At 65.1% G+C, this 24493-nt stretch carries 19 protein-coding genes and 10 pseudogenes; 7 read left to right on the top strand and 22 right to left on the bottom strand.

Going from position 1 to position 24493, the window contains the following annotated elements; all coding sequences use genetic code 11:
* The first annotated feature begins 136 nt into the window (after positions 1-136).
* The 4 genes from GFS60_RS36180 to GFS60_RS36195 all read left to right on the top strand — a co-directional run bounded on the left by GFS60_RS36180 (position 137) and on the right by GFS60_RS36195 (position 5308).
* Positions 137-739, top strand: coding sequence for a group II intron maturase-specific domain-containing protein (locus tag GFS60_RS36180; RefSeq protein WP_328799862.1), 603 nt, complete (start codon positions 137-139; stop codon positions 737-739).
* A gap of 17 nt (positions 740-756) precedes the next feature.
* Positions 757-2481, top strand: a complete 1725-nt coding sequence (locus tag GFS60_RS36185; RefSeq protein ID WP_236603710.1) for an IS1380 family transposase — start codon at positions 757-759, stop codon at positions 2479-2481.
* A gap of 707 nt (positions 2482-3188) precedes the next feature.
* Entirely contained in the window at positions 3189-4610 is a 1422-nt protein-coding gene (locus tag GFS60_RS36190) for a MadS family sensor histidine kinase (RefSeq protein ID WP_159929334.1), read from the top strand.
* A gap of 2 nt (positions 4611-4612) precedes the next feature.
* Positions 4613-5308, top strand: a complete 696-nt coding sequence (locus tag GFS60_RS36195; RefSeq protein WP_159929336.1) for a MadR family response regulator transcription factor — start codon at positions 4613-4615, stop codon at positions 5306-5308.
* A gap of 578 nt (positions 5309-5886) precedes the next feature.
* Here GFS60_RS36195 and GFS60_RS36200 read toward each other — a convergent pair.
* Positions 5887-6063 (bottom strand): annotated as a pseudogene (locus GFS60_RS36200) (IS110 family transposase); the annotation flags it as partial.
* A gap of 117 nt (positions 6064-6180) precedes the next feature.
* Positions 6181-6706, bottom strand: a pseudogene (locus tag GFS60_RS36205) (IS1380 family transposase); the annotation flags it as partial.
* 166 nt (positions 6707-6872) lie between these two features.
* Here GFS60_RS36205 and GFS60_RS40060 point away from each other — a divergent pair.
* Both GFS60_RS40060 and GFS60_RS39715 read left to right on the top strand, forming a co-directional pair.
* Positions 6873-6998: a hypothetical protein gene (locus GFS60_RS40060; RefSeq protein ID WP_268962683.1), complete on the top strand. Its 126-nt coding sequence runs from the start codon at positions 6873-6875 to the stop codon at positions 6996-6998.
* Between the two features lie 221 nt (positions 6999-7219).
* Positions 7220-8365 (top strand): annotated as a pseudogene (locus tag GFS60_RS39715) (ISL3 family transposase).
* A 13-nt stretch (positions 8366-8378) separates the two neighbouring features.
* On the opposite strand, the pseudogene GFS60_RS40595 reads toward GFS60_RS39715, so the two are convergent.
* From GFS60_RS40595 to GFS60_RS36320, 20 genes and pseudogenes are all read right to left on the bottom strand, one after another.
* Positions 8379-9341 (bottom strand): annotated as a pseudogene (locus GFS60_RS40595) (IS110 family transposase); the annotation flags it as partial.
* Between the two features lie 264 nt (positions 9342-9605).
* Positions 9606-10519 (bottom strand): annotated as a pseudogene (locus GFS60_RS36225) (IS3 family transposase); the annotation flags it as partial.
* Between the two features lie 11 nt (positions 10520-10530).
* Entirely contained in the window at positions 10531-11580 is a 1050-nt protein-coding gene (locus GFS60_RS36230; RefSeq protein ID WP_159929344.1) for an IS110 family transposase, read from the bottom strand.
* A gap of 247 nt (positions 11581-11827) precedes the next feature.
* Positions 11828-12102: pseudogene (locus GFS60_RS36235) on the bottom strand (transposase); the annotation flags it as partial.
* 116 nt (positions 12103-12218) lie between these two features.
* On the bottom strand, positions 12219-12461 hold the full coding sequence (locus GFS60_RS36240; protein ID WP_159929346.1) for a hypothetical protein: 243 nt from the start codon (positions 12459-12461) through the stop codon (positions 12219-12221).
* Between the two features lie 167 nt (positions 12462-12628).
* The gene (locus tag GFS60_RS36245) at positions 12629-13153 is read right to left on the bottom strand and encodes a hypothetical protein (protein ID WP_159929348.1); all 525 of its coding nucleotides are present in this window, start codon (positions 13151-13153) and stop codon (positions 12629-12631) included.
* Between the two features lie 54 nt (positions 13154-13207).
* Positions 13208-13855, bottom strand: coding sequence for a hypothetical protein (locus GFS60_RS36250; protein WP_159929350.1), 648 nt, complete (start codon positions 13853-13855; stop codon positions 13208-13210).
* Positions 13856-14560, bottom strand: coding sequence for a hypothetical protein (locus GFS60_RS36255; protein ID WP_159929352.1), 705 nt, complete (start codon positions 14558-14560; stop codon positions 13856-13858).
* A 52-nt stretch (positions 14561-14612) separates the two neighbouring features.
* Positions 14613-15146, bottom strand: a complete 534-nt coding sequence (locus GFS60_RS36260) for a hypothetical protein (protein ID WP_159929354.1) — start codon at positions 15144-15146, stop codon at positions 14613-14615.
* Positions 15147-15157: 11 nt separating this feature from the next.
* Positions 15158-15811, bottom strand: a complete 654-nt coding sequence (locus tag GFS60_RS36265) for a hypothetical protein (RefSeq protein WP_159929356.1) — start codon at positions 15809-15811, stop codon at positions 15158-15160.
* Positions 15808-16260 carry a hypothetical protein gene (locus GFS60_RS36270; RefSeq protein WP_159929358.1) on the bottom strand — a complete coding sequence of 151 codons (453 nt, stop codon included), beginning with the start codon at positions 16258-16260 and terminating at the stop codon, positions 15808-15810. Before GFS60_RS36270 ends, GFS60_RS36265 begins: the two co-directional genes overlap by 4 nt.
* Before the next feature lie 533 nt (positions 16261-16793).
* Positions 16794-17207, bottom strand: a complete 414-nt coding sequence (locus tag GFS60_RS36275; protein ID WP_159929360.1) for a hypothetical protein — start codon at positions 17205-17207, stop codon at positions 16794-16796.
* A 128-nt stretch (positions 17208-17335) separates the two neighbouring features.
* Positions 17336-17717, bottom strand: a pseudogene (locus GFS60_RS40600) (hypothetical protein); the annotation flags it as partial.
* 798 nt (positions 17718-18515) lie between these two features.
* Positions 18516-18924, bottom strand: a pseudogene (locus GFS60_RS36290) (arsenate reductase ArsC).
* A 45-nt stretch (positions 18925-18969) separates the two neighbouring features.
* On the bottom strand, positions 18970-19647 hold the full coding sequence (locus GFS60_RS36295; protein ID WP_159929362.1) for an arsenate reductase/protein-tyrosine-phosphatase family protein: 678 nt from the start codon (positions 19645-19647) through the stop codon (positions 18970-18972).
* A complete protein-coding gene (gene arsB, locus GFS60_RS36300; RefSeq protein ID WP_159929364.1) occupies positions 19647-20771 on the bottom strand; it encodes an ACR3 family arsenite efflux transporter in 1125 nt (374 codons plus the stop codon). The genes GFS60_RS36295 and arsB overlap by 1 nt, the downstream gene beginning before the upstream one ends.
* A complete protein-coding gene (locus GFS60_RS36305; RefSeq protein ID WP_159929366.1) occupies positions 20768-21157 on the bottom strand; it encodes an ArsR/SmtB family transcription factor in 390 nt (129 codons plus the stop codon). The genes arsB and GFS60_RS36305 overlap by 4 nt, the downstream gene beginning before the upstream one ends.
* Before the next feature lie 77 nt (positions 21158-21234).
* Positions 21235-21810, bottom strand: a complete 576-nt coding sequence (locus GFS60_RS36310) for a DinB family protein (RefSeq protein WP_159929368.1) — start codon at positions 21808-21810, stop codon at positions 21235-21237.
* 57 nt (positions 21811-21867) lie between these two features.
* Positions 21868-22197 (bottom strand): thioredoxin family protein, encoded by a 330-nt coding sequence (locus tag GFS60_RS36315; protein WP_236603712.1) that lies wholly within the window; start codon positions 22195-22197, stop codon positions 21868-21870.
* Positions 22194-23053 (bottom strand): annotated as a pseudogene (locus tag GFS60_RS36320) (helix-turn-helix domain-containing GNAT family N-acetyltransferase). The gene GFS60_RS36315 and the pseudogene GFS60_RS36320 overlap by 4 nt, the downstream one beginning before the upstream one ends.
* 102 nt (positions 23054-23155) lie before the next feature.
* On the opposite strand from GFS60_RS36320, the pseudogene GFS60_RS36325 reads away from it, so the two are divergent.
* Positions 23156-24492: pseudogene (locus tag GFS60_RS36325) on the top strand (NAD(P)-binding domain-containing protein).
* The last annotated feature ends 1 nt before the right edge of the window (position 24493 follow it).

Consider the following 24493-nt stretch of genomic DNA (forward strand, 5'->3'; position numbering starts at 1 on the left):
TCGCAGTCGAGATGCGCCGTTTGCGCGGCTCGAACGCGAGTGCAGTTATCGCCCGGCTCAACCCGACCACGGACCGATGACACGAACATAAGTCGGAACCTCAATCCGGGGTTGGACCTCCTACTACCGAGGCGCGGTGTCCAGCCAGATATTCACTTCACTGGACGCATACATGTGGCGGCTCACCTACCGGTGGGCACGCCGCTGTCACCCCAAGAAATCCCGACACTGGGTGACAAGCCGCTACTTCGGGCGGTTCCACAAGTTCAGAAACGATCGATGGGTGTTCGGTGATCCCCAACACCCGTACGGCGAAGACGGTGACACCATCGCCTATCTCGCCAAGTTCGCCTGGACCGACATCGTTCGCCATCCCTTGGTCGCGTCCGGAGCGTCCCCGGACGACCCCGATCTGCGCGACTACTGGAACAAGCGGATGCGGAAGATCAAACTCGCGCTGGACAGCTACAACACCGCCCTGCTTGCCAGGCAAGGTGGCCGCTGCCCGCTCTGCGGAGATCACCTGCTCACCGCAGACCAGCCCCAGTCCCCGCACGAGTGGGAACGGTGGTGGCTGGGCGTGGTCAAACGAGCTATCGCCGCCGACTATCTCACCCACCACGGGCGAGACGGCACAATGGACGGAACCCGGACACGCCTCGTGCACGCCTCCTGCCACCGCAGCGTCCAAGCACGCAGGAGGAACCAGCAGCCCGCGACGTCCGCGGGGCTTGCTTGAGCCGTATGCCGCGACGAGTGGCACGTACGGTTCTGAGGGGGCGGGGACGCAGTAATGCGTCCCCGCTACCCGACTCGGCCGCTGGCCTGGTGCCGATGCTGCGGCTCGCGCAGGCCGCGGGGCTCGGCGTTCTTGCTCAGCACCGGTTGAGCGTCCCGACGGACAAGGGCGCGAACGCGGGCGCGAAGGTGACCGCGTTGGTGGCGGGGATGCTCGCGGGGGCGGACTCGATCGATGACATGAACCTGCTCCGCCACGGCGGCATGGCGAAGCTGTTCGACCGGGTCTATGCGCCGTCGACGCTGGGCTCGTTCCTGCGGGAGTTCCGGTTCGGGCACGCCCGCCAGCTCGACGCGGTCGCATCCCGGCTCCTGGTGAACCGGGGATCGCGGGCGCCGCTGCTGAACCACCACGACGGCGAACGTGTGCTCGTGGACCTGGACGACACGATCATCGACGTCCACGGGTATCAGAAGCAGGGTGCCGGTTTCGGATACTCCGGCGTGCGCGGTTTGAACGCGCTGCTCGCGGTCGCATCGACGTCCTCATCGGCGCCGGTGATCCTCGCGCAGAGACTGCGTAAGGGACGGACCGGGTCTCCGAAAGGCGCAGCCCGGATCGTCGGCGACCCCCGTGGCGACGCTGCGTCGCATGAACCCCGGGAGCGGGTCACCGCGGGTGCTGGTGCGGGCGGATTCCGCGCTCTACGGGCATGCCACCATCGGCACCGCGATCAAGGCGGGCGCGGATGTGTCGGTCACCATCCGGCTGGACCCCGCGGTGAAGACCGCGATCGCGGCCATCGCCGACGACGCGTGGACGATGATCGAGTACACCGACGCGATCCGCGACGAGAGCACCGGGCAGTGGATCTCCAAAGCAGAGGTCGCCGAGGTGCCGTTCACCGCATCCGGTCCTGGAACAATAGCGAGCGCGTCGACGGGCGGTTGATCGTGCGTCGCATCCCCGACCTGAACCCCAAACAGTCCGAGCAGCCGACGCTGTTCGATACGTTCCGTCACCACGCGTTCTTCACCACCAGCAACGTGAACGAGTTCGACACGGTCGCCGCGGACAAGACCCACCGCCATCACGCGATCATCGAGCAGGTCCACTCCGACCTCAAGAACGGGCCGCTCGCGCACCTCCCGTCCGGGGTGTTCACCGCGAACAGCGCCTGGCTGGTCCTCGCCGTGATCGCATTCAACCTCACCCGCGCCGCCGGCGTCCTCGCCGACCACGGAGGCCGGCTCGCGAGAGCGACCAGCGCGACGATCCGCCGCGCCCTGATCCACGTGCCCGCACGCCTGGCCCGATCCGCACGCCGGATCCGGCTCCACCTCCCGGCAAGCGACACCCTGGGAGAACGCGTTCGCGAGGCTGTTCGCGATCACCCACGCGCCACCACCGGCAGCAACCCGCTGATCACCGCCGCACCGCGGCCGACCGAGGACCCGGTGGACAACCGGGATGCGACGCCCGGAACACACCCCTGCCCAGACCCCCCAGCCCAGCCCGACCACGCCAACGCCGCCACCCCAAAGTTCATCGGTGAATCGAGGCTAAGCACGCCCCGGCGGCCTGGGTGTGCTCACATCGCGGACCGCGATGCCCGCCCGGCACTCACACTTCGGGGTATTTGCCTGATGCGGTGTTACGCGACCGTAGGAATTCAAGGGCGCGGGTCAACGGCCAGATTGAGCGGCGCACTGCAGTTATCGGTGATACCAACCATTCGTTAACCTGCGCTCGATTCAGATCAGCTGATGAAAACACAGATTCTTCGAACGGTGCGCCGACTCCGCGACACAGCTATGACGGCACGATCTATCCGCTGATTGCGGCTGTCGGAGCTGACGTGACCCGGCGACTTTTGCCGTTAGGCGGGTGTAGGCCGGTTGTATGGCCTCAGTCGCAGGCGTGGCTGCGTCGTCGTATTCCGAACGAGTGGTTCGCGCCTTTCCCGGAACTGAACGTGTCGGCTCGAACACTGCTACCACGTTGCTGCGAGACACTGCCTACCCGGTTGGCCGGGTTGGGTACTACCCAGGAGCAGGTTGGCCGTTGTGTTGCAGTTCAGTACCGTCAATAGTGCGACAACCGTGAGCCACGATTGTGGTATCAGTAAAGTTACGCACGGGTAGGTGGGTGAGTTGACAGTGATTTCGGACCTGGCGGGAGATGGTGGACTCAGGCTGATTTCCTTGCCGGAGCCGACCCCAAGTGAACTCTGGGATTCCTGCGCGCCATCTCTGCCCCCCTCTCAGACTGCCGGGGCGGATCGGGTCGATAGGTCAGCCTGCGGAGGCGGTGACCCGCGCAGGTTGTATGACGTCAGTCAGCATACCGCCGGAAGACCAGGGGCGCCCCTCCTCGCCGTGCAGCACACGTGCACGTCGTTCACCATCCCGCGTGTTGGTCGGATACTGGCGTTGTTGCGGGGCGTGTCATGATTTCGTCTTCGAATTGGCCAAGCGCGACGGAGTCCCGCGAGATCGAACTCCTCACAGGCGTCCGAACGGGAAAAGGTACCTTCTACTCGGAGTTTCGAGGTGCCGCCGAGCGGCTCGAACGCGCAGTTCACGCCCTAGACACGATCTCTCGGGCGCTTGTGCAGACGGTCGAAGGCCCTGAGCAGTTGGTCCGCGCGGTAGCAGAAGCAGCCCGCTCACATCTCGGCGCCGAATGGGTGCTGATAGCTCTGGCAGACGGCGCGCTACCGGAAGCTCAGCCCCGGCACCTGATACTCGACGCCGCTGGTCGCGCCTACGCCTTCGAGGGTTTGCAGAACGCTGAGTACCCCGGTACTAACCTGCCGTCTGCCGTACTGAACCGGTTGAACGACATCCTGCGCGGGCGATTCGGGCAGTGCATGCACCCCGTGATTGAGGATCACCGAGCGCACGTTCCGATGAAACTAGACGGCGGCGTGATCGGTGCGTTCGCCGCGTGGACGCCCCCACAGCGGACCTTGGACAGCACTGATGAATCGGTAATGCAAATATTGGCCAGTCAGACGGCCGTCGCATTGCAAAACTCGGCATTATTTCAAAAGTCGCAGAACCTGCTGGAGCAGGCTGAACAAGGCTTCTCCGAAGCCAGTCGGCATGCTCTGGACCTCGCTGAGCGCAACGCCGAATTAATCGCCGCCCAACGCCAACTCGGCACGGCCCAACAACATCAGGTGCTTAACTCGGAGCGTCATCGGATCGCCAGGGAACTGCACGATAGCGTCACCCAATGCGTGTTGTCGGCCGGTATGCAGATCGAAGTGTGTCGCACCGAGATTGCCGAGGAAGAACGCGGACAACGGCTGGAACTCGCCAAACATCTGACCCGCGCCGCTGTCGAGCAGCTTCGATCAGCAATCTATGCTCTGAATCGTCCAGCAGATTCGACTCGTTCGACACTGCCCGAACTTCTCGAGCAACTCTGCACTTTACACATGCCGGAAGACTTGCGTGTCACGCTGCGACTCGATGGCGCGGCGGTCGAGTTACCGAATGACACCGAGCACGCGTTGTTGCGAATCGCAGGGGAGGCCCTGTTCAACACTGCGATGCACGGCAACGCAACTCGGGCGATTATGCGACTTACTTATCGAATGGACAGCGTGTCGCTATCGGTCGCCGACAATGGCGACGGCGATCCGGCGAAGCTGCGGTTGATGGTACACATGGCAAGTGCCGGAGACGTGGACGGGCATCATCGTGGACTGGCGAATATGACGGCACGCGCTCGCGACCATGGTGGCGTGCTCGAAGTACGACGGTCACGAATCGGTGGTGTTCAGATCGTGGTTACGATTCCACGGTCGGATGCACCGGACAGTGGGCGGCAGCCTGCCGAACCCGAACGAGAAGGAATCTGAACATGACGAGTTCGACGGGTGTTGGTGCGGGGGCGAGTAGTCGGCGGCGTCATCGCTCGCCCGACGTGGTGCGAATGGTGTTGGTTGATGATCACGCAATGCTTCGGCAAGGATTGCGTTCTGTCCTCGAACGTGAGGAGGATCTGACAGTAGTCGGCGAGGCGGCGTCGCAGGCGGAAGCCGAAGCAGTGGTACGGGCTGTCGCACCGGATGTCGTTGTTTTGGACTTAAAGCTGTCGGCCAGTTCGGATTACGATGGCCTTTCGCTGTGCGCCAAGCTGTCCGCTGCGCACGACGGAATCGGTCTACTCGTGCTGACTACATTTCTCAACGACGAACTAGTGGTGCGTGCCGTGCACGCCGGTGCGCGGGGCTACGTGGTCAAGGATGTTGACACCACCGAATTGGTGCGGGCAATCCGGGCAATCTCGGCTGGCGAGAGCGCGTTCGACGCGCACAGTGCTGCCGCGTTGGTGCGCTCGATGAATTGCCATATTGCGCCGCGCGAGCGCTTGACCCACCGCGAACAGGAGGTCCTTCGCTTGCTAGCGATCGGGCTGTCAAACGCGAAGATCGGCGAGCGGTTGTTCATCTCTTCTACGACGGTCAAGTTTCATGTCAAGAACATCCTGCGCAAGCTGGGCGTCGCCGGGCGTGCCGAGGCAGTGTACGAAGCCAACAAACAAGGCCTGATCTGACAGTCGTGTCGGACCTTCCCCACTGAAGGTGCTCAGATCGAAACCGTTTATCGAAGGGCGGCAACCTTCCCGGGGTTGTCACCGAGGCGATGACGATCCGACGTCTCGACGGCACCGTCGCCACTGCGGTATGTCATTTACGGCACTCGTGGATGGCCGGTGGCTGGCCCGCTGCTTGTTGAACGAGTCGTATTGTCGACGACACGTCTGTGATCACCGCTGGTGAAATGTCGAATGGTCAACAGACCATTCGGCCGCGCTGACTGGACCAGGCGTGTCCCCGGCGTTCTTCCGGTGCTGCTACTCGACAACGTTCGCCGTCAGCTCGAACTATGTCACGGATCACGCCACTCGACGGCCGCGAGCTGTTCATCAAACGTATGCCTGGATGAACGCAGTTGAGGGTAGACAAAGCGTATGGGTGCCACGAATTTCGCCGCCCGTCTGCTCGAACCGATCCCGGCCAACGCGAGCTTCGGCCTGTTCGTCCTGCGTGCCGTCGCTGGTACGGCCGAGGTCGGTCTTGCCGTCACAGCCCAGCACACGAACGTCATCGGATCGCTACACTCCAGCGGATTGGTCTTGTGGGCCCGGGCAACGACCTTGAACCCCTCGGCCTCGGCGCTGTCGCCGGCCACCGGCCCCAGCTGGTGTGAATCGGTACGCACCAAGTCCGCCAACGCGTGTGCGTCGGCGGCGTCGCTCTTCGCGCCCGAAACACCGCTGCGCTCCCGGAGGCGGGCCGCCTGCAACGGAAGCGGAATTGGTTGCCGCCATTGATAAATGGATGGACATCTATAATAGTCGTCGGCGGTACTCGTCAAATCGGGATGCTCAGTCCGGACAACTACGAACGATCTCTGCTATGCCCGGGCGGAGTCGCCGCGGACCAGAACCTTCGGCGCGTCGTTGCCGCTGGGTCCTGCAGCGTGGGTGCGCAGCCGGTCGACGGCGGTCAGGGCGTCGGCGACCATCCGGGCGGCCCCACGGGGAGAGCCGCATGCTCCTTGGCGCAGGCGTTGGGTGAGGATCACCGGCGCAGCGGTCTCGGTGGTGACGGTGGCGATGAGGGCGTTGAGTCCGCGGATCCCGGAGTAGCCGTATCCGGAGCCTTGTTTGCCGTGGCCGTGGACTTCGATGATCGTATCGTCGATATCGACCATCACCCGCTCGGTGTCGATGCCGGTGACCAGCGGGGTCTTCTCGGCGAGGTTGCTCAGGAACCGCGAGGCGACGGGGTCGAGTTGCCGGACGTGCCCGAAGCTGAACTGGCGAAGGAAACGATCCCAGCGTCGACGGTGCGCAGGGTCGATCGAATATCGTTCCCATCGCCCCGTGCCGTAGGATCGCCAGGTCGGCGATGCTGTCGGCGCCGGCGACCATCCCGCCGATCAGGGACCCAGGTACGTTCACAACGATCGCCTCGTGGACGCCCTCGGTCACAGGCCTACACGACTCTGACCGCATCACCCGGCGCCCGTCGGTACTACGACGAACCGACCCGTCGCCGCGGCGAGGTTCGACGACCCCAACCTCGTGGCGACCCGCGGGACTGGTCCCGGTGATGGCATTGGCGCAGGCCAGCGGCCTGCTCACCCTCGCCGATCAGCACCTGAGCGTGCCGACCGACAAGGGCGCCAACCCGGGCCGCAAGATTGGCAAGAACGTATTTTCGGCTCTTCTGTCATGAATGTGGATGGCCCTGCATGTGATAAGGGCAGGTGGTGTGGGGTTGGGCGCACGGGCCGCCCGTAGGGTCGAAAGCTCCTACACATCCGTCACTATCGGAGCTGACCCGTGCGCGCTTCAACCCTACTCAACAGGCTGCTGTGCCTACCGAAGGCCACCGTCCGCGACGTCGATATCGCCGACGATCGGGTGCGGGTGTGGGTTCGTCCCCAACGCCGCCGGATGCAGTGCCCGCACTGCGACTATTCAACCCTTCATCGCTACGACACCCGGGAGGTCGACTCGTCGTGGCGGCACCTCGACCTGGGCGGACGCGTCTGTGTGCTCACTATGCGCCGTCGGCGGCTGCGATGTCCCGAGCACGGGGTGCTGGTTGAGGCGGTGGACTTCGCCCGACTCGGATCGGGGTTCACCCGCGACTTCGAGGATCTGGTGGTGTGGTTGGCGACGAAGACCGACAAGACCACCGCGGCCACGTTCTGCCGGATCGTCTGGCGCACGGTCGGCGCGATGTGTTCACGGGTGGCCGCCGACAAGCTCGACCCGGGCCGGTTCGCGGGGTTGGTGAACATCGGCGTCGACGAGATCTCCTGGCGCAAACACCACAAGTACCTGACCCTGGCGTCCGACCACGAGACCGGCACGATTGTCTGGGGTACCGAGGGCAAGAACGCGGCCGCTCCCGACGAGCTTTTCACCGTCGCCCTACCGGACGGGGCGGCCGCGCAGATCGAGGCGGTGTCGATGGACCTCGGGCACGCCTACGCCAAGTCCGTCCGCGCCCACGCCCCCGCAGGCGACGATCTGTTTCGACCCGTTCCACGTCATCAAGCTGGCCACCGATGCTCTCGACGACGTGCGCCGGCAGGGGTGGCAGTACGCCCGCACCCTGTCGGACAAACATATTGCGAAAATCTATCGGGGTCCCGGTGGGCGCTGCTGAAGAATCCTGAAAATCGCACCTCCACATAGCTTTCGATGCTGGTAGCGCTCAAACGGCAGGGCGGTGCGGTGGCCCGCGCTTACGAACTGAAGGAGGCACTGCGGGCGGTGTTCGCCGGTGATCTCGATGAGGATGAGGTATTCACCATGCTCGGTCGGTGGTGTTCGTGGGCGCAGCGCTGCCGGATCCCGCAGTTCGTCAAGGTCGGCAAGACGATCCGGAAGCATCAGGGCGGCATCCTCGCGGCCATCACCCGAAAACTGGCCAACGGACGCCATGAGGGGTTGAACGCCAAGGTTCGGTTGATCATCCGCCGGGCCTACGGGTTCCACTCCGCCGAGAACGCCCTCGCACTGATTTTGCTCGCCTGCGGACCGGTCACCCTGACCCTCCCGTACGACACCCGCTGTGATCCACATTCATGACAGGAGGGCCGTATTTCTTCCTCCTGGAGGCACGGGTGATCGGGCTCGTGCCGGCATAGTTCTTCCGTGCGCTGGCGTCGGCGTACCGGTCGGAATCGTCGCCGAATTCGCCAAGCACCCGTGCTCCGAGAATCGGCCCGAACCCGGGTTGGCTGAGGTAGACTGTGGCATCGGGATGCTGACCGAACAATGTTTCGACCTCGTCTGCGAGGGTGCCGATTTCGGTGTTGAGTGTTGCCAGAACCGAGACCTGGGAGCGCACGACCGCCGCGGACGCCTCAGTGACTCGGTCCGATTGGCTCAGGTGCTTGCTGCGAAGCACCGCTCTGAGAGTTTCTGCCTTCTCGATCACGTTCCGTCGACGCGCACGGCGCAGTGCCTTGCGAATCTGGGTGATCGACAATCTTGACGCCGTCGTCGGTGTCGGCGCCTTGCCCAGGAGTTCGAGTGCGTCAGCGCTGCTGAGGTCGTCGAATGCGTGCAGCGCAGCCGGGAAGTACTCGCGCAGCGCCTGCCGCAACCGCAGAACGTGGCGGGTGCGTTCTGCGATCAGGGTGTTGTGTGCCCTCGCGGCTACCCTTGATCGCTTCGGCGAGGTTGCTGTCGCCGGCCACAGGTCGGAGCTGATGCGAGTCGGTACGCACCATATCCGCCAGCGTGGGTGCGTTCACGCGCATCGCTTTTCGCTCCCGCCACTGTGTGGCGTTCGCGGTACCGGGCTACCTGCAGCGGGTTGATCGCGAAGACCTGGTAGCCGGCCGCGATCAGCGCCAAGACTCACGGTCCGCGGTCGGTTTCGGTCCCGACGATGACCTCGGAAATTTTCGCCGTCATGGTGTTGGGCAACGAACTCGTGTAATCGTGCGATACCGGCGATACCTTCGTCGAGCCACGCCTTCGCCAGCCGTCTCCCGGTTGGGTCCTGCAATTCGACATCGCACGTGGTCCTCGGCCCATCGTCGCCCAGAAACAGCACTCAGATCTCCTCTCTCGCCCATTCAGTCGTTGCTCGCGAGAGTGCCCCGGCGCTCTAATGAACCAGTGCTCACGCCACAACGTGGCGGGCACGATACCCCATCAGCGGTCGGCCCTCCCGGCCACCGGTGGGGGCACGATCTGTCAATAGAGCTCGAACACGGACCAGAGGAGCTGGGTGCTCACCCACCGGCGACTACCGAATCCACCATGCCTGACGATGGAGTCGGTAGTGAGGTTGCCCCTTGGGAGTGGACACCGGATTTCATGCGGCGACTGACAGCGTAGACGACGCGATGAGTCGTTGTTCGAACTCCACTGGGGTGAGGTATCCGAGGGCGGAGTGACGGCGACGCCGATTGAAGTACGAGAGCCACTCGAACAGGTCCAGCCGTGCCTGCGACTTCGACGTCCGACTCCGTCCGTGCAGCCACTCCCTCTTGAGCCCTTGGAAGAACGACTCGGCGAGAGCATTATCGTAACTTGACCCGACCCGTCCTCGACTTTGCTGGATCCCATGACGGCGGCATACATCGACGAAAGCTGCTGCGGTATACCGCGATCCGCGGTCGCTGTGGAAGATAACGCCACCGACGTCACCACCACGGGTGCGCACCGCCATCTCGATCGCGTCCGTGACGAGTTCGGTTCGCATATGGTCAGCGATCGACCAGCCCACCACCCGGCGTGAGCAGATGTCGATCACCGTGGCCAAAAACAACCACGAGGATCCCACCGGAATGTAGGTGACGTCCCCACACCACTTCGTATTCATCGCTGTGGCAGCGAAGTCCCGCATCACCAGATCCGGCACCGACGGAGCCGACTTGTCCGCTATCGTCGTGCGCTTGCTGCGGCGCAGGTGCCTGCCCACCACGTGGTGGATCCGCATCAGCTTCGGTCACCCGTTTGCGGTTGATCCTGCTTCCGCGGGACCGTAGTTCAGCATGCACCCGCGGGGCGCCGTAGGCGCTGCGGTGCTCGGCATGAATGGCGCGGATCTCGGCGACGGTCGCGGCTTCCTCCGCCGCGTGCTCGGCACGAGCATCCTCGGTGGTCAGGTGCTTGTAGTAGCCGGAACGGGAGGTCCCGAGCATCCGGCACAGCCGCAGCACGGAAGAACTCGGCACGCTGAGCGAAGATGAAGTCCCAGCGGCGGGTCTTCACTTCACCTCCTTGATGCTTCTATGTCAAGCCGCCGCCGAAAGTGGTCCTTGTGTACGGTTTTCGATTGAAGATTCGTTGGTGCGCAGGACCTGAAACACCCGGTCGGAAACACGTCGGCGGAGCAGGCGCACGGCTTCCCGCTTCGTCTTCCCGGCTGCCTGCAGCTTGGCCACGTAGTCCTTACCCGGGCCGCCGCGCGCGACCTGCGTAGTGGCGATCGCGTGCAGCGCGGAGTTCACGGCACGGTTGCCACCGCGATTGAGGCGGACCCGCTCGTGGGCCGACCAGACCGGGATCGGAGCGGTGCCGTTGAACTTCGCGTAAGCATCTTTCGAGGGAAACCGTCGAGCGTCGGCCGTTTCGCCGATGATGACGGCGGCGGAGAGAACCCCGCACCCGGGTATCGCGAGTAGCGACGGCGCGATCCGCCGAACCCGGTCACGGATCTGGCGCTCGAGATCGTTGACCTGCTCGGTCACCTGCCGGCACCGGTCGAGGAGATCGCCCGCGATCTGGGCGACCACACCGGTGAACGCAGTCAACCGTTCGGCGAGCTCATCCATGACGCAGTACCGCCGAATCCCCCGCACGGGAATCACCAGTTCAGGATCCAGCTCGTGAAGGTGCCAGCGAAGCCTGTTGACGAGTTTCGTTCTCTCACAAACCAAATTGCGTCGGTGATCGGACAGGAGCTTGACCTCCCTGGTGGGTTCGTCCAGTTGGGCGATCGGCAGATTCTCCTCACGCAGCGCGGCCATCGCCACGGCGTGCGCGTCGATGGGGTCGGATTTTCCCGGCTGGCGGGCGCTACGCCGATGCAGGGCCATCAACTGGGTCTTGACGCGCACGACCGCGTGGCCCCGGCGCAGCAGATCCGATTCGAGCCGCCGAGTCACGTGGCGGCAGTCCTCGAGCGCGAACTGCACCTGCGGCCACTGAGCGGCCCACTCGATCGCCGACAGATGACCCTCGGTGGTGGCCTTGACGGTCCGCTGCCCGACCTGACGGCCGATGTCGTCGACAGCGACAAGTGTGTGGGTGGATTTGTGGGCGTCGACTCCGATCACGAACACTGGCGACTCCAATCCGGTTGATGGGCTATTGGGCGTCGGATCGGTGCGTTCGCGGGCAGGCCTCAATCGGGCATTAGCGGCAGGCTTCTATCAGGCCACACGAACGACCCTCCGGGCCCGGTGGGACCGCACATCAGGACAAGCCACCAGCCCGCGAGCCGGGGCAGCGAAATAGCGAACGAATCCCACCGGACCTCTCCAGGATGACATTGATGCGAAATACGCGGCTGCCCGGCGCAGAATCTCACGTTCGAGCTGCCATTCCTTCTCCGCACCCCGCAGCCGGGCGTTCTCTGCCCGCAGCCGCGCGAGCTCGTCCGACTCGGTCTCCCCACCAGCGGTGCCGCGGACCTCCGGGCGTCCCTCGCGGGCGGTGTCCTTACGGACCCACGTCCGCAGCGTCTCGCCACTGATGCCCAGGTCCGCGGCCACCGCCGCGTACGTGCGTTTACCGTCGGCCGCGCGGTACAGCGCGACCGCATCTTTCCGGAATTCCTCCGGGTACAGAGACTGGCGTCCCACCTCGACATCCCTCCTGGCTCTCCACTGGAACCATTGTCAGGGGTGTCCACTCCAAGGGTGCAGCCTCAGTAGTCCTCATCAGAGGAGCAAGTTACAGTCCCCGGGCTGACCGGGTGTCAGAGTCCGAACGGATGGGTCCTTCCTCGGCGGGCGGAGGTGGTGACCTTTTCGGTGCAGTACGCACGGAGATACTGCTTGGCGGGAAACTCGAGTTCGCTACGCGTGTCGACCACTGCCAGGACGCGGCGGTAGAACATTTCAGGGGTGAGACCGAACTCGGGGAAGATGTGTTCGTCGCCGCCCCCGTAGTTGCACCACCGCAAGGTGTACTCGAGCAAGGCCTGATCGTAGGAATCCATGTCGTTCTCCGTCGTACTTCGGATGGTCTGATACTTGAGGTGCGCCGCACGGGTGCGGTCTCGGTCGTGCTCCTCCGACGAGCACGACCGACACCCGACGTGCTCACCGTGCCGGTGTTTCGGCCGGTGAGCACCGGGGTGGTCGGATCTGGTGCTACCACCCTGGGTTACTCGCCGATGACGGGGAGTATCAGGGCGATCCGTAGTTTCGAGTCGATTTCCTGCCCGAGCGCGAGGGATTGGTCGAGTAGTGGGGACAGGGTCTGCACCTTGGTGTCGGCGTCGGCGAGGGTGTGCACGATCTGCTCGGCCGGGACGGCGGCAGCGTTGACCTGATCGGTCGCGGCCGAACCGGCGTCGATGATGCCGACGAGGGGGGCGTCGGCGGACTTCAGGGCGTCACCGAGCGAGGCCAGCTGGGTGCCGAGCTCACCCAGTGTCTGGTCGGCGCGGGTGAGGGAATCGAGCACTCCCACCACCTCGGGTAGGCCTTGGTTGATGGCGGCGTTGGCGGGGGGAAGTTCTTTCGCACCCGTCAACGCCTCGTTGGTGGTCTTGTCGACCGTTTGTGCCTGCACTACACCGTCTTTGAAGATGTCGTTGGTGATGGCGAGGTCCCGTGTGACGATCAAGATGCCACACAGGAGCGCGATGGTGAAGGCCGCGGCTATTGCCCAGGAGAGCCGAAACATCGTGTTTGTTCTGCCTTTCACTCGTTTTGCGGCTTTTACCGGCCGGCGCGAGCGTTACGGGGTAGGAGTGGTTGCGACGCCGAGTGCTGGGAGGTTGAGGGAGTTGACCGGAGGACCGATAACTGCGAGCAGCGGGCCCATCTCTTGGACGTGCCGTGCTTCTTCCTCCACGTTCGCCAGTGTTGCGGCGATGGCGGTGGCCTTTGGTCCGAGTGTGCCGAGGGTGCCTCCGACCGTGGTCAAGCCGGTGTTGATCGCCTTGAGTTGGGTGGTGACCGATCCGACGGCGGTGGAGAGTCCCGCCACGGTGGGGCTGGCCTGATTGGCGCGGCCGGTCACGTTCGCGACGAGATCCGGCAGAGGGCTGGCGATGGTGCTGACGTCGCCGGTGGAGGAGTTGAGCGTTTTCGCCTGCCCGGATAGTTCACCGGCCTTGTTAGTGAGGCCTTCGAGGTCGTTGGCCAGTGGGCCCAGGGTTTGTATGTCTCCGGCGAGCTGGGCGTGCTTGGGAACGAGGATGGCGGTGAGGGTGTCGAACTGGTCTGCGGAGTCGATGACCTCGAGGCTGAGTTGGGACGGCCGACCGAGGGGGTCGACGACGTCGTCGAGACCGGGAACGAATCCGTTGACCGCGCACAACAGCACCGCCGGAGCCACGCCGAGCCCGAGGACGACTCCGAGCCACGCCTTCTTGCTGATCATTCAGTTGCCTCCCGGTGCAGGAATGATGGCGTCTTGTGCGGGAATCAGCGCCAGCTTGTTGGTGGTACGGGTGAGCTCACTGTTGAGCTGGTTGACCAGATCGATGGCAGTGGTGAGCTCGTTGTTGACATCGGAGACCGTGGTGTTGGCGTCCGCGGAGATCTGGTGCAGGGACGAGGCCGAGCCCTGCAAGGTGGTGGCCACGCCCTCGAGCTGCACGGCGATCGCACTGTCACCCTGCCCGGCGGCAAGCAACGCTCGTGCGTCCGGTAGCAGTGCTGCAAGGTGATCGACATCGGTGGCGGTGGCCGTGTTGAGATTTGCCAACACGCCGGCGAGTTCGTCGAGTTGTCTGCGGGCGGTCGCCGGCGCGGTCATATCGGCCCGCTGGGCGAAGTAGTCGTTGGTGATCCGGAAGTTGTCCACGATGGTGCGGGCACTGTCCTGTACTTGCTGGCCTTTGTTGATGGCCATGAGGACCAACCCGAACAAGATGATGGCCAGAACCGCGGCCAATCGGCCCATCCATTCGGTGGCCACAGTGAAACCATTCGAGGAGGCTGCGGCGGTCACTGGTACGTCCGGGCGTTGCGGAACCACGCCCTTGCGGTATGGCAGCGCTGATGCGGGAACATCGAAACGCTGAAGTCCGGCCAGGCCGCGGCGTGGATACGCCTCGCCCGGTATGTCGGTGCCCTGCTGCATGTCACGTCCAGTCGAGAGTAGGTACAGATCGGTCGGTGAGCTGCCTGCCGGGTCAGCCCGGAAGCGGCAACATCTGGTTGATGGTTTGGGCGGCCGCGACCGACCCCTGCAGGTCGCTCACGAGGCCCTGCACGATGGCCAGTAGTTGTCGGCCCTGATCGCCGAAGGCCTGCGCGGATTCCACCAGCGGCAGAACGGTGTTCTGCACTTCGCCGAGAATGCCCTGAATGTTCGTCAACTGATCATTGGTCAGCTGCGCACCCTCGGTGTTGCTGGCCAGCATCTGGGCAGCGGGGCTGATCGCCTCGTCCAGCTTGACCAGCAGCGGACCGAGCGCTGCCGTCGCATCGAGGGCGGTCTGCGCGGTGTGGGTGAGCTCGGTGAGCTGTTGCAACTGGTTGGTCAGCCGGTCGTTGACATCGACAATTGCTTGGGAGGCAGTGATACTGGTCTCGTTGGCCCGTTGCTGGTTGTCGAGTCGGGTGTTGAGGTTGAACACCACGAACGCGAGCAGGCCGAGAACGCCTACCGCGACGACCGAGAGCACCAAGCGGGCCGGACCGCCGCGGCGTCCGAAGAAAATCACGGGTACATCTCCTACTTTCCGGACAAATCGTTGGCGGATTCTTCCGCGGACAGGCGGGCGCTGTGGACCTTCTCTGCGGTTGAGCGTGCGTCGGCGAGGATCGCATCAAGGGTTGCCCGGTCGGCGGCGACGGCCGCGGTCGCGCCGTCGGCGGCGGGTTGCAGCGAATTGATATGTGTGGTCAAGGTATCGAGGGAGGCCACCAGGTCGGTGACGTTCGCCCCGGCCTGATTTAAGGTGGCTTGGACGTCTCCGCTGATCTGCCCGATCAGTGTGTTCAGTTCCGCGGTCACGGCCGCGTCGGTGCTCAGCACACTTGCCAGCGAGGTTTTCATCTTCTCGAGTGAGTCGAACGCTGCGAGGGTGACCTTCTCGTCCTCGACGATCTGGTCCAGGGCCGGGTTGTAGTTGCCCGCCGACACGACTGCCTGGTCGAGCCGGTACGGCGTCGCCGTCAGATCGTAGATCCGCGGATACAGGTACAACGCGCCGATCGGAATCAACGCGAGCACGAGCAGTCCGCGGGCGATATTCATCTTCGTCGACGCACGCGGTGGCTCCGGTTCGAATGCTTCGACGTCTCCGACGTCGGGCAGTTCGAAGACGTCGGTGGGCTCGTCGAGGGCGTGGGTTTCCGGGCGCCCCCGGCCCGAGTGTGCGGTCATGCGTCGACGACCGAGACCAACGCGATCGTGCGCAGCGCGGTCACGGTATGGGTCAGCAGTCCCTTGACGACAAGCTTGTGCTGGAGGATCTGCCCGAGAACGGACAGGCCCCGGCCGGTGAAGAACCCCACCGGTATCAGCCCGCCGGCCTTCATTGGCAACTGGGAGACATCGAGGATTTGATCGACGGTCGCCATCACCGTCACGGCCGGCTTACCGACGATGTCGTTGTAGACGACGGCTTCGTCGCTGCCGAAAATGATGGTGCAAGCACTGTCGGTGTCGGTGCTGTAGATGGCCACCGGCCTCGAGATTCGGCGCGCGAATTTCACGCGAGAAGGAAAGTTCTCGAGATTCTGCCCGAGCAGCATCCCGACAATACCGGCGACGCCGTTGACGTCCTGGCCGTCGTACAAGGTGACGGCGTAGCCTTTCTTGACGGTTGTCATGGGTCAGGGGCCTTTCCAAGCAAGGTGGTGGGTGAGTGGTTGGACCCGCGCGGGACTCAGCCAGAGGAGGACATGAGTCCCGCGCGAGTGGTCTAACGGTGTGAACGTATGGGCGGCGCTCGATCAGATCACTGGTCGATGGCCGCCGGAATGCCCGCTCATCCCGGCCGACTTCTCTTGAAGAACCGACTTCTCTCGAAGGCTGCAGCTACTGCTGTGTGAACTCGACGGTCTCATGGTTGATGCTGAGGTCTTCGGTTTCGTCTTATGGAGTCGCAACCATGGCGACCCATCGCACATTGGCTCGTGCGACAGCGATGTGCGTAAGGAATCGTCGAACCATTGCCCGCGCCGCGGCGGGGCGACGCGTGATCACACTTACGGAGTCGATTACAGCGTGGATAATGAGTGTTAACATGTGAAATCCTTTGGGAGAAGTCCCGTTAACGGGCGCAGTGGCGGGACTCATCGCAGTGGAGGGCCTGAGTCCCGCGTGCGGAGCGCAGTGGTGTGAATGTGTGGGCCGCGGCCAATTACACGTCCCAGTCGGTGGGGATCTGTCCCCAGGTGCGCAGGAAGGCGTTGAGGGCGTCGGCGTTCTCGATCGCCGCGGACATCGGCCCCTTGGCAAACTTGATCTGGCCCTTCATCAGAAGCTTCCCGCCCTCTTCTTCGCCGGCCGCCGCGGTCTGCCAGGTCTGGAAGCTGCCGTTGATGATCAGCCACAGCTCGCTCTGGTCGAAGACTCGCGGTGAAAACGAGATGATTTTGCCTTCCTTGAATTCGAGGTGGCTGGCGACGTCGTCGCGGCCGATGACACCGAACTCTATCTTGTTGGTGAACGACGACGGGTCCTTGAATCCGGCGAGCATGTCGGGGTTCGCGTTGACAGCCTCGCGTGCGTCGTCACACCATTCCTGTGAGAAGAACTTCAGCTTGTCGGTCATGTAATCTCATCTCGTTTCTATTTCAGCACGTTGTCGAGCTGGTCACGGTGTAGCTCGGGGGCGGGCCGCACACGGCCCGCCCGTCGCCCAACGTCCGTCTGCTTCTCGTTCCCGGCTGGGCATGTGAATCAGAGGCCCAGCCGGCGCGGAGAAGTGGCGGTCCAGGCGGAAGCAACGGTGTGGGTCGAACCGTCGGCGGTGGGACGTGTGTGTGCCTGGGCGCGCGCTGAGACGGCGTCGGCCAGAGACAGGATTCTGAGTGGCCCAAAATCCGGCGATGCCGTTGTCGCGGTCGATTCAGTAGTACAGATTCGCGAGTCCGGCCCAGCCGATTGCGCCGGCCGGACGGCCGATGGGTTCCGGTTCCTCGTCGACTAGGAAGGTGTACGCCCAGTTCTTGCGTACGCCCGGAAAGTGCTGGATCACTCCGCGGAGCGAGGTGACCTCCCGACAGTCCAGGCCACCCCGCACTGCCTCGGCGACGGTTGCGCCGGCGACCCGGCCCGCCGGGTGCCGCACTCCCGTCGAGTTGAACGTCTGCGGCGGAAACCGACTCGCTGAGCAGGTGACCGAGCAACATGTCCTCTAGCTGAGGTCGCTTCGCGATCCGGTTGGGATCAGCACGGATCGAGCAGATGGTTTGGGCGAGCAGCGCGTTCCACGAGTGGCGTTCGCTCCCCACCACACACTTGTGCTGCCACAGGCGGTCGTCCGGGACGAACCCACACCATGGGTAGGCGAGATCAGCGAAGAAGCGATGCGGCACCGTCAAATTCAGCTGGAGACCCGAATCGTCGAGGTCGACGTCGTGATCGATACGGCTGCAATCCACCACGAAGGCGCCACCCGGTGCGATGCCGATGCCGATCTCGTCTTGACCAACTCGGTGCTGAGCTCGTCCGCGGACAGTGGTCAGCACCAGTATGTTGCCGGCGTCGGCGGAGAACTCGTCGACCGTGACCGGGATCCCGTATCGGAAACGGGTGAGAGTGAGCTCGCCGATGGACGTCGAGAACGTGTTCCACCGTGGCCGCATGGCAGAACCACTCGGCGGCACGCGGTACGGCATGTAAGCCTGCTCCGACCAGATCCGGATCTCGTCCCAGTCCGTCGAGACCGCTGCCGCCGAGGCGTCCCCGCTGACGAAAGGGTCGAGTAAGTGCATGACATCCACCAGCGGAGCGTAAACCCCGGCCGCTCACAGCGATACTGTCCGATTGGCCGGTAATTGGCGCACCCAACCCTTGCCGCCGTTCTTCACGCACACGAACAACACGGAGGGTCTGCTCATCGTCTCGCCTCCGTCGCTCAGGCGGTGGCGGGGACGAGTTCGGCGATCAGCGCCTCGACCCGGGCTTTGATGTCGTCGCGGATCGGGCGGACCGCGTCGACGCCTGCCGGCCGGGTCCTCGAGCGCCCAGTCGCGGTAGCTGACCCCTGGGAAGACGGGGCAGGCGTCGCCGCAGCCCATGGTGATGACCACGTCGGAGGTCTCGACGGCGTCGGGGGTGAGGATCTTCGGGGACTGATTGGAGATGTCGATGCCGATCTCGGCCATCGCCTGCACGGCGGCGGAGTTGATGGTCTCGGCGGGGGCGGATCCGGCGGAGCGGACCTCGACCTGGTCACCGGCGAGGTGGGTGAGGAATCCGGCGGCCATCTGGGAGCGGCCGGCGTTGTGGACGCAGACGAACAACACGCTGGGAGTGGTGGGCATGGCGGTCCTTTCGGAACGAAGGGAAAGGTGACGAGTTGTTTCCGATTAGGCCGGGACGGTGGTGAGCTCGCGGAGCAGCTGCTGCACCCGGGTGTCGAGGTCGTTGCGGATGACCCGCACGACGTCGAGAGGCTGTGCGTCGGGGTCGGCGAGGGCCCAGTCGAGGTACCGCTTGCCGGGGTAGCTCGCGCAGGCGTCGCCGCAGCCCATCGACACGACGTCCGCGGCGGCGGCGACGTCGTCGGTCAGCGGCTTCGGGTACTCGGCACCCAGGTCGATCCCGAGCTCGGTCATCGCCAGGGCCACGGTGGGGTTGATCGCGTGGATCGGGGCGGACCCGGCGGAGCGCACGTGCACCCGGCCCTGGGCGTGGTGAGCGAGGAGGGCGGCGGCCATCTGGGAGCGGCCGGCATTGTGGACGCAAACGAACAGCACCTCCGGCACATCCTTCGGCGCCGCACCGCGGGATTGGGCCAGGGCGGTGAGCCGGTCGGCGGCGAATCGGCCGGCCAGGGTGGTCAGGTGGGTGTGCACCTTGGAGGTACGCCGTAGCGCGGTGTAGGACTCGAAGACGTACCGCTCCACCGTCTGCGGGGAGAACACCCCGGTGTACTTCGCCGACAGATCCGCCGCGGTCCGCGACAGAATCGCTTGCGGCATCAGCAGTTCCGGTTGCGCCCGGTGGAGCGGGGAGCGCAGTTCCTCATCGAGCGGTTCGGACATCAGGACTCCTTCGTCACAGATGCAGATGCGGATGCGGGGGTGTCGGTGAAACCAGCGGAATGCGAGAACCGGTTGCGCAGTGCCAGGGAGACATAGACGAGTCCGACGAGGACGGGCACCTCGATCAGTGGGCCGACGACACCGGCGAGTGCTTGGCCGGAGGTGGCGCCGTAGGTGGCGATGGCGACGGCGATGGCGAGTTCGAAGTTGTTGCCCGCGGCGGTGAACGCCAGGGTGGTGGTGCGCTCGTACCCGAGACCCATTGCGGCGCCGAGGGCGTAGCCGCCGCCCCACATGATCGCGAAGTAGGCGAGTAGCGGGATCGCGATGCGGACGACGTCGAGCGGCTGGGAGGTGATCTGCTCGCCCTGCAGGGCGAAGAGGATGACGATGGTGAACAGCAGCCCGTAGAGCGCCCACGGCCCGATGCGGGGGATGAACTTGGACTCGTACCAGGTGCGGCCCTTTGCCTTTTCGCCGTAGCGGCGGGTGAGGTAGCCGGCGAGCAGCGGGATGCCGAGGAAGATGAGCACCGACTTCGCGATCTGCCACGGCGAGGTGTCGATGGTGGTTTGCTCGAGGCCGAGCCAACCGGGCAGGACCGAAAGGTAGAACCAGCCGAGGACGGCGAACATGATCACCTGGAACACCGAGTTGATCGCCACCAGCACGGCGGCGGCCTCGCGGTCACCGCAGGCGAGGTCGTTCCAGATGATCACCATCGCGATGCAGCGGGCCAGCCCGACGATGATCAGGCCGGTGCGGTACTCGGGCAGATCCGGCAGCAGCAGCCAGGCCAGGGCGAACATCAACGCCGGGCCGAGTACCCAGTTCAGTACGAGGGACCCGACGAGGAGTTTGCGGTCGCCGGTGACGGTGTCGAGACGGTCGTAGCGGACCTTCGCCAGCACCGGGTACATCATGATCAGCAGACCGAGGGCGATCGGCAGGGATATTCCGTCGACCTCCACCGCGGACAGGGCATCGCCCAGGCCGGGGATCATCCTGCCCAGCAGCAGCCCGGCCACCATGGCGACGCCGATCCACACCGGCAGGTACCGGTCGAGGGTAGACAGTTTGCCGACGACGGCCGGGTGGTGTTCGGTGGTGGTTGCCTCGCTCATGCCGGCACCTCCGCCGCGCATGTCTCGGACGGTACGACGGGTCCACCTTCGGTGAGCAGCACCGCGGACAGCTGCTGCAACGCGGACGGGACCACCCAGTAGTAGACCCAGGTGCCGCGGCGTTCGCAGTCCAGCAGACCGGCGGAGCGGAGCACCTTCAGGTGATGGGAGATCGTCGGCTGCGACAGGTTGAACGTTTCGGAGATGTCGCACACGCACGCCTCACCGCCGGCATGGGAGGCGACCAGGCTGAGCAGCCGCAGGCGGACCGGGTCACCGAGTGCCTTGAACATCCGGGCCAGATCCCCGGCCCAATCCTCGGTCAACGGCTCACGCACCAGCGGCGAGCAACACGCACCGCTCTCCAACGCTTCCTGATTCGACACACGTCGATATTGACAGACATCAAATCAGAGGGCAAGCGAACATCCGGTGAACGAATCCGTGGTGGCGCCGCGGGTGCTCAGCCGAGGGTGAGCTGGTTGCGGTGGAAGTCGAAGGGCCGTCCGGGGTACCGGTAGATGTCCTCGACGGTCATGTATTCGGTGAAGAACGGATCCCACCGGGTCGGATAGGGCATACCCCGACCGAAATTCGGCTCGGCTTCCCGGTCCAGGCGGCGTTGCAGCGCCGCGACGACTCGATCGAACTTCCGGCCCAACCGATTCCGGTCGAACACTCGTCCTCCTCCGGCGGAGCCGAGGTAGTTGACGACGTCGAAGAGGGGCGTGGCGTTGAGCAGTCGGGCGAAGCCGCGGCCGACCGGTGCCGGAAGCCGGGAGATCACCCGCACCAGCACCAGCAGGCGCAGCACGATCATGTAGCCGAACCGCATGTGGAAGAGCAGTTCCTGATTCGTCCAGCGGGTGCCGGCGGATCGGCGGTGCAAATCGGCGACGCCGGCCGAGTCGAGCAATCGGTGAAAGTCGCTGGCGGCCCGGTCGTAGTCGCGGGCGATCTCCCCGCGATCGACCCGGAGGTCGTCGGCGGGCACGGCGACCACCTCCAGCGAGAACGGCAAGTCTTCCGATGACGTCATCGTCCGTCGGCGCAGGCCGGAGGGCAACAGTCGTGGCTGGGTTGTGCTATCGGTGGCTTACCTGTGGCCGGCGCCAGCCTCGAGGCGCCGGATGGCGGCGGTCAGCTGGGCGACAGTGGGGGCGCCCTGCACCCCGTTCTCGGTGTCGTACATCCGGCATGTCAACCCACCGACGCAGGCGGTGTCAAAGGGGTCGATACCGTCGATACGGATCGACGGCGACCCGGCGAACCCCGCGGCCCGGGCCGATGCCGCCGTCTCGATCCGCCGCAGCAGTACAGGCGTTCCGGCATTACCGGTGGCGGCCAGGGCCTCGGCGAGACGGGTGCGCGCAAACTCCCAGTGCGGACACCCCTCGAAGAACAACAGCTCGACCTCCACCGTCATCCCAGCTGGCTGCGGCGTTCGAGGAACACGGTGTCTCGCCAGATCCCGTCGAGTCGGGCGATGCGCTCACGGGCCCCGAGAGTGCGGAATCCGGCGGAGTGGTGCAGGGCGATGCTGGCCCGGTTCTCCGGGAAGATCGAGGTCTGCAGCGTCCACAGCCCGGCCTCGTCGGCGGCGATGACCTGGGTGCGCAACAGGGCCTTGCCGACGCCGCGGCCGCGCATCCCGTCGGCGACGTAGACGGAGTTCTCGGCCACCCCTCGGTAGCAGTCCCGCCCGGACACCGGGCTCAGCGCCGCCCAGCCGACCGCGGTGCCGTCGATCTCGGCGACCCACCGCTGATCCGGCACCCATTGCGCGGCCAGGGTCTCGCGGGCTGGACCTCGGTGGTGAAGGTGGCGTTGCGGGTGGCGATCCCCTCACCGTAGATCCGGCGCACCGCCTCCCAATCCTCGTCGGTCATGGGACGGACGGTGACGTCCTCCGGGAAGTCGTCCGGGCAGCACGGGCGCGGGGTCAGCACCCCCATGACCGCGTCGGCGGCGTGCGGCAGGCCGGTGCAGCAAGAGGGGTTGACCATGACGACGGTGCTGGTGCGGTCCTTGTGGACGGTGACGAACCCGACGTCGGCGAGCTTGCGGACGTGGTGCGAGATCGTCGGCTGGCCGATACCCAGGGCCTCGGCGAGGTCGCCGACGGTGATCCCCGCCGGGCGGGACGCGACCTGATGCAGTAGTCGCACCCGGGTGGGGTCGGCCAGGCAGGCGAACCAGCCGGCGTAGGTGACCGCGTCCTCCGGCGCCAACGCATCCACCTGATCGGCGGTGCGGACGGCCGGTATGTCCAGGGAAGTCATGCCTTCACTATATCGATATTCATCGATGGTTGCATTCATCGACGCATGTCGATACTCTCCGAAATCAGAGGATCGATGAACATCGATGAAAGGATGCTCGTGATGAACACCTTGCCCATAGTCGTAGTGGGTGCCGGACCGATCGGCCTGGCCGCCACCGCGCAGCTGCATGAACGCGGCCTGACCCCGGTGGTCCTTGAACGCGGTGAGACCGCCGGTGCAGCAATCGCCGAGTGGAACCACGTGCGGCTGTTCTCCCGCTGGAGGGAGAGCTGATCGACCCCGCCGCCCGCCGCCTGCTCGAGACCACCGGATGGGCGGCCCCGGGTGACGAGGCCTATCCCACCGGCGAAGCCTGGACCCGCGACTACCTGCGGCCGCTGGCCCCGCTCTCGGCGACATCGTGCAGCTGGGCACCGAGGTGATCGGAGTGGCCCGCCGCGGCCGCGACCGGGTCGTCGACGCCGGTCGCGACACCGAACCACTGTCCGTGCACCTGCGTCGCGCCGATGGCACCGAGGACCGCGTCCTCGCCCAGGCGGTCATCGACGCCTCCGGCACCTGGACCACCCCGAACCCGCTCGGCGGCGAGGGCCTGCCCGCGCTCGGCGAGAAGGCCGCCGCTGGGCACATCGAGTACCGGGTCCCCGACCTCGACGACAAAGACGTGCGCGCCCGCTACGCCGGCAAGCACACCGTCATCGCCGGCAGCGGGCACTCCGCGCTGACCGCCATCGTCGCGCTGGCGAACCTGGAGAAGCAGGCGCCGGGCACCCGCATTACCTGGGTGCTGCGCCGCGGCGACATGAGTTCCACGTTCGGTGGCGGCGAATCCGACCAGCTGCCCGCCCGCGGCGCCCTCGGATTGCGCGCCAAGCAGGCGGTCGACGACGGAATGCTGCAGGTGGTCACCGGATTCCGCACCGCCACCATCGAATCCACCGATGGGCAGGTGGAGTTGACCTCCGATGCCGGCGCCCGCATCGGCAATGTCGACCGGGTCGTGGTGCTCACCGGGTTCCGGCCGGACCTGTCCTGGCTCTCGGAGATCCGCCTCGGCCTCGACCGCGTGCTGCAGGCCCCAGTGGAGTTGGCGTCGTTGATCGACCCGAACGTGCACTCCTGCGGCACCGTCTACCCGCACGGGGTCGCCGAACTGTCGCACCCGGAGCCGAATGTGTTCCTGGCCGGGATGAAGAGCTACGGACGGGCCCCGACATTCCTGGCGATGACCGGATACGAGCAGGTCCGCAGCATCGCCGCCGCCCTGGCCGGCGACCACGACGCCGCGGCCCGAGTCGAGCTCACCCTGCCCGAAGCCGGGGTCTGCGGCGGCGCCGGGGTCTTCGACGAACTCGACACCGCGGCCGTCGAGGGCGGCTGCTGCGCAGCCGCCGCCCCCGCAGCTGATCACCCTGTCCACCCGCGCCGACGGATAGC

Source organism: Rhodococcus sp. WAY2, assembly GCF_009859915.1.
Taxonomy (GTDB): Bacteria; Actinomycetota; Actinomycetes; order Mycobacteriales; family Mycobacteriaceae; genus Rhodococcus_F; species Rhodococcus_F oxybenzonivorans.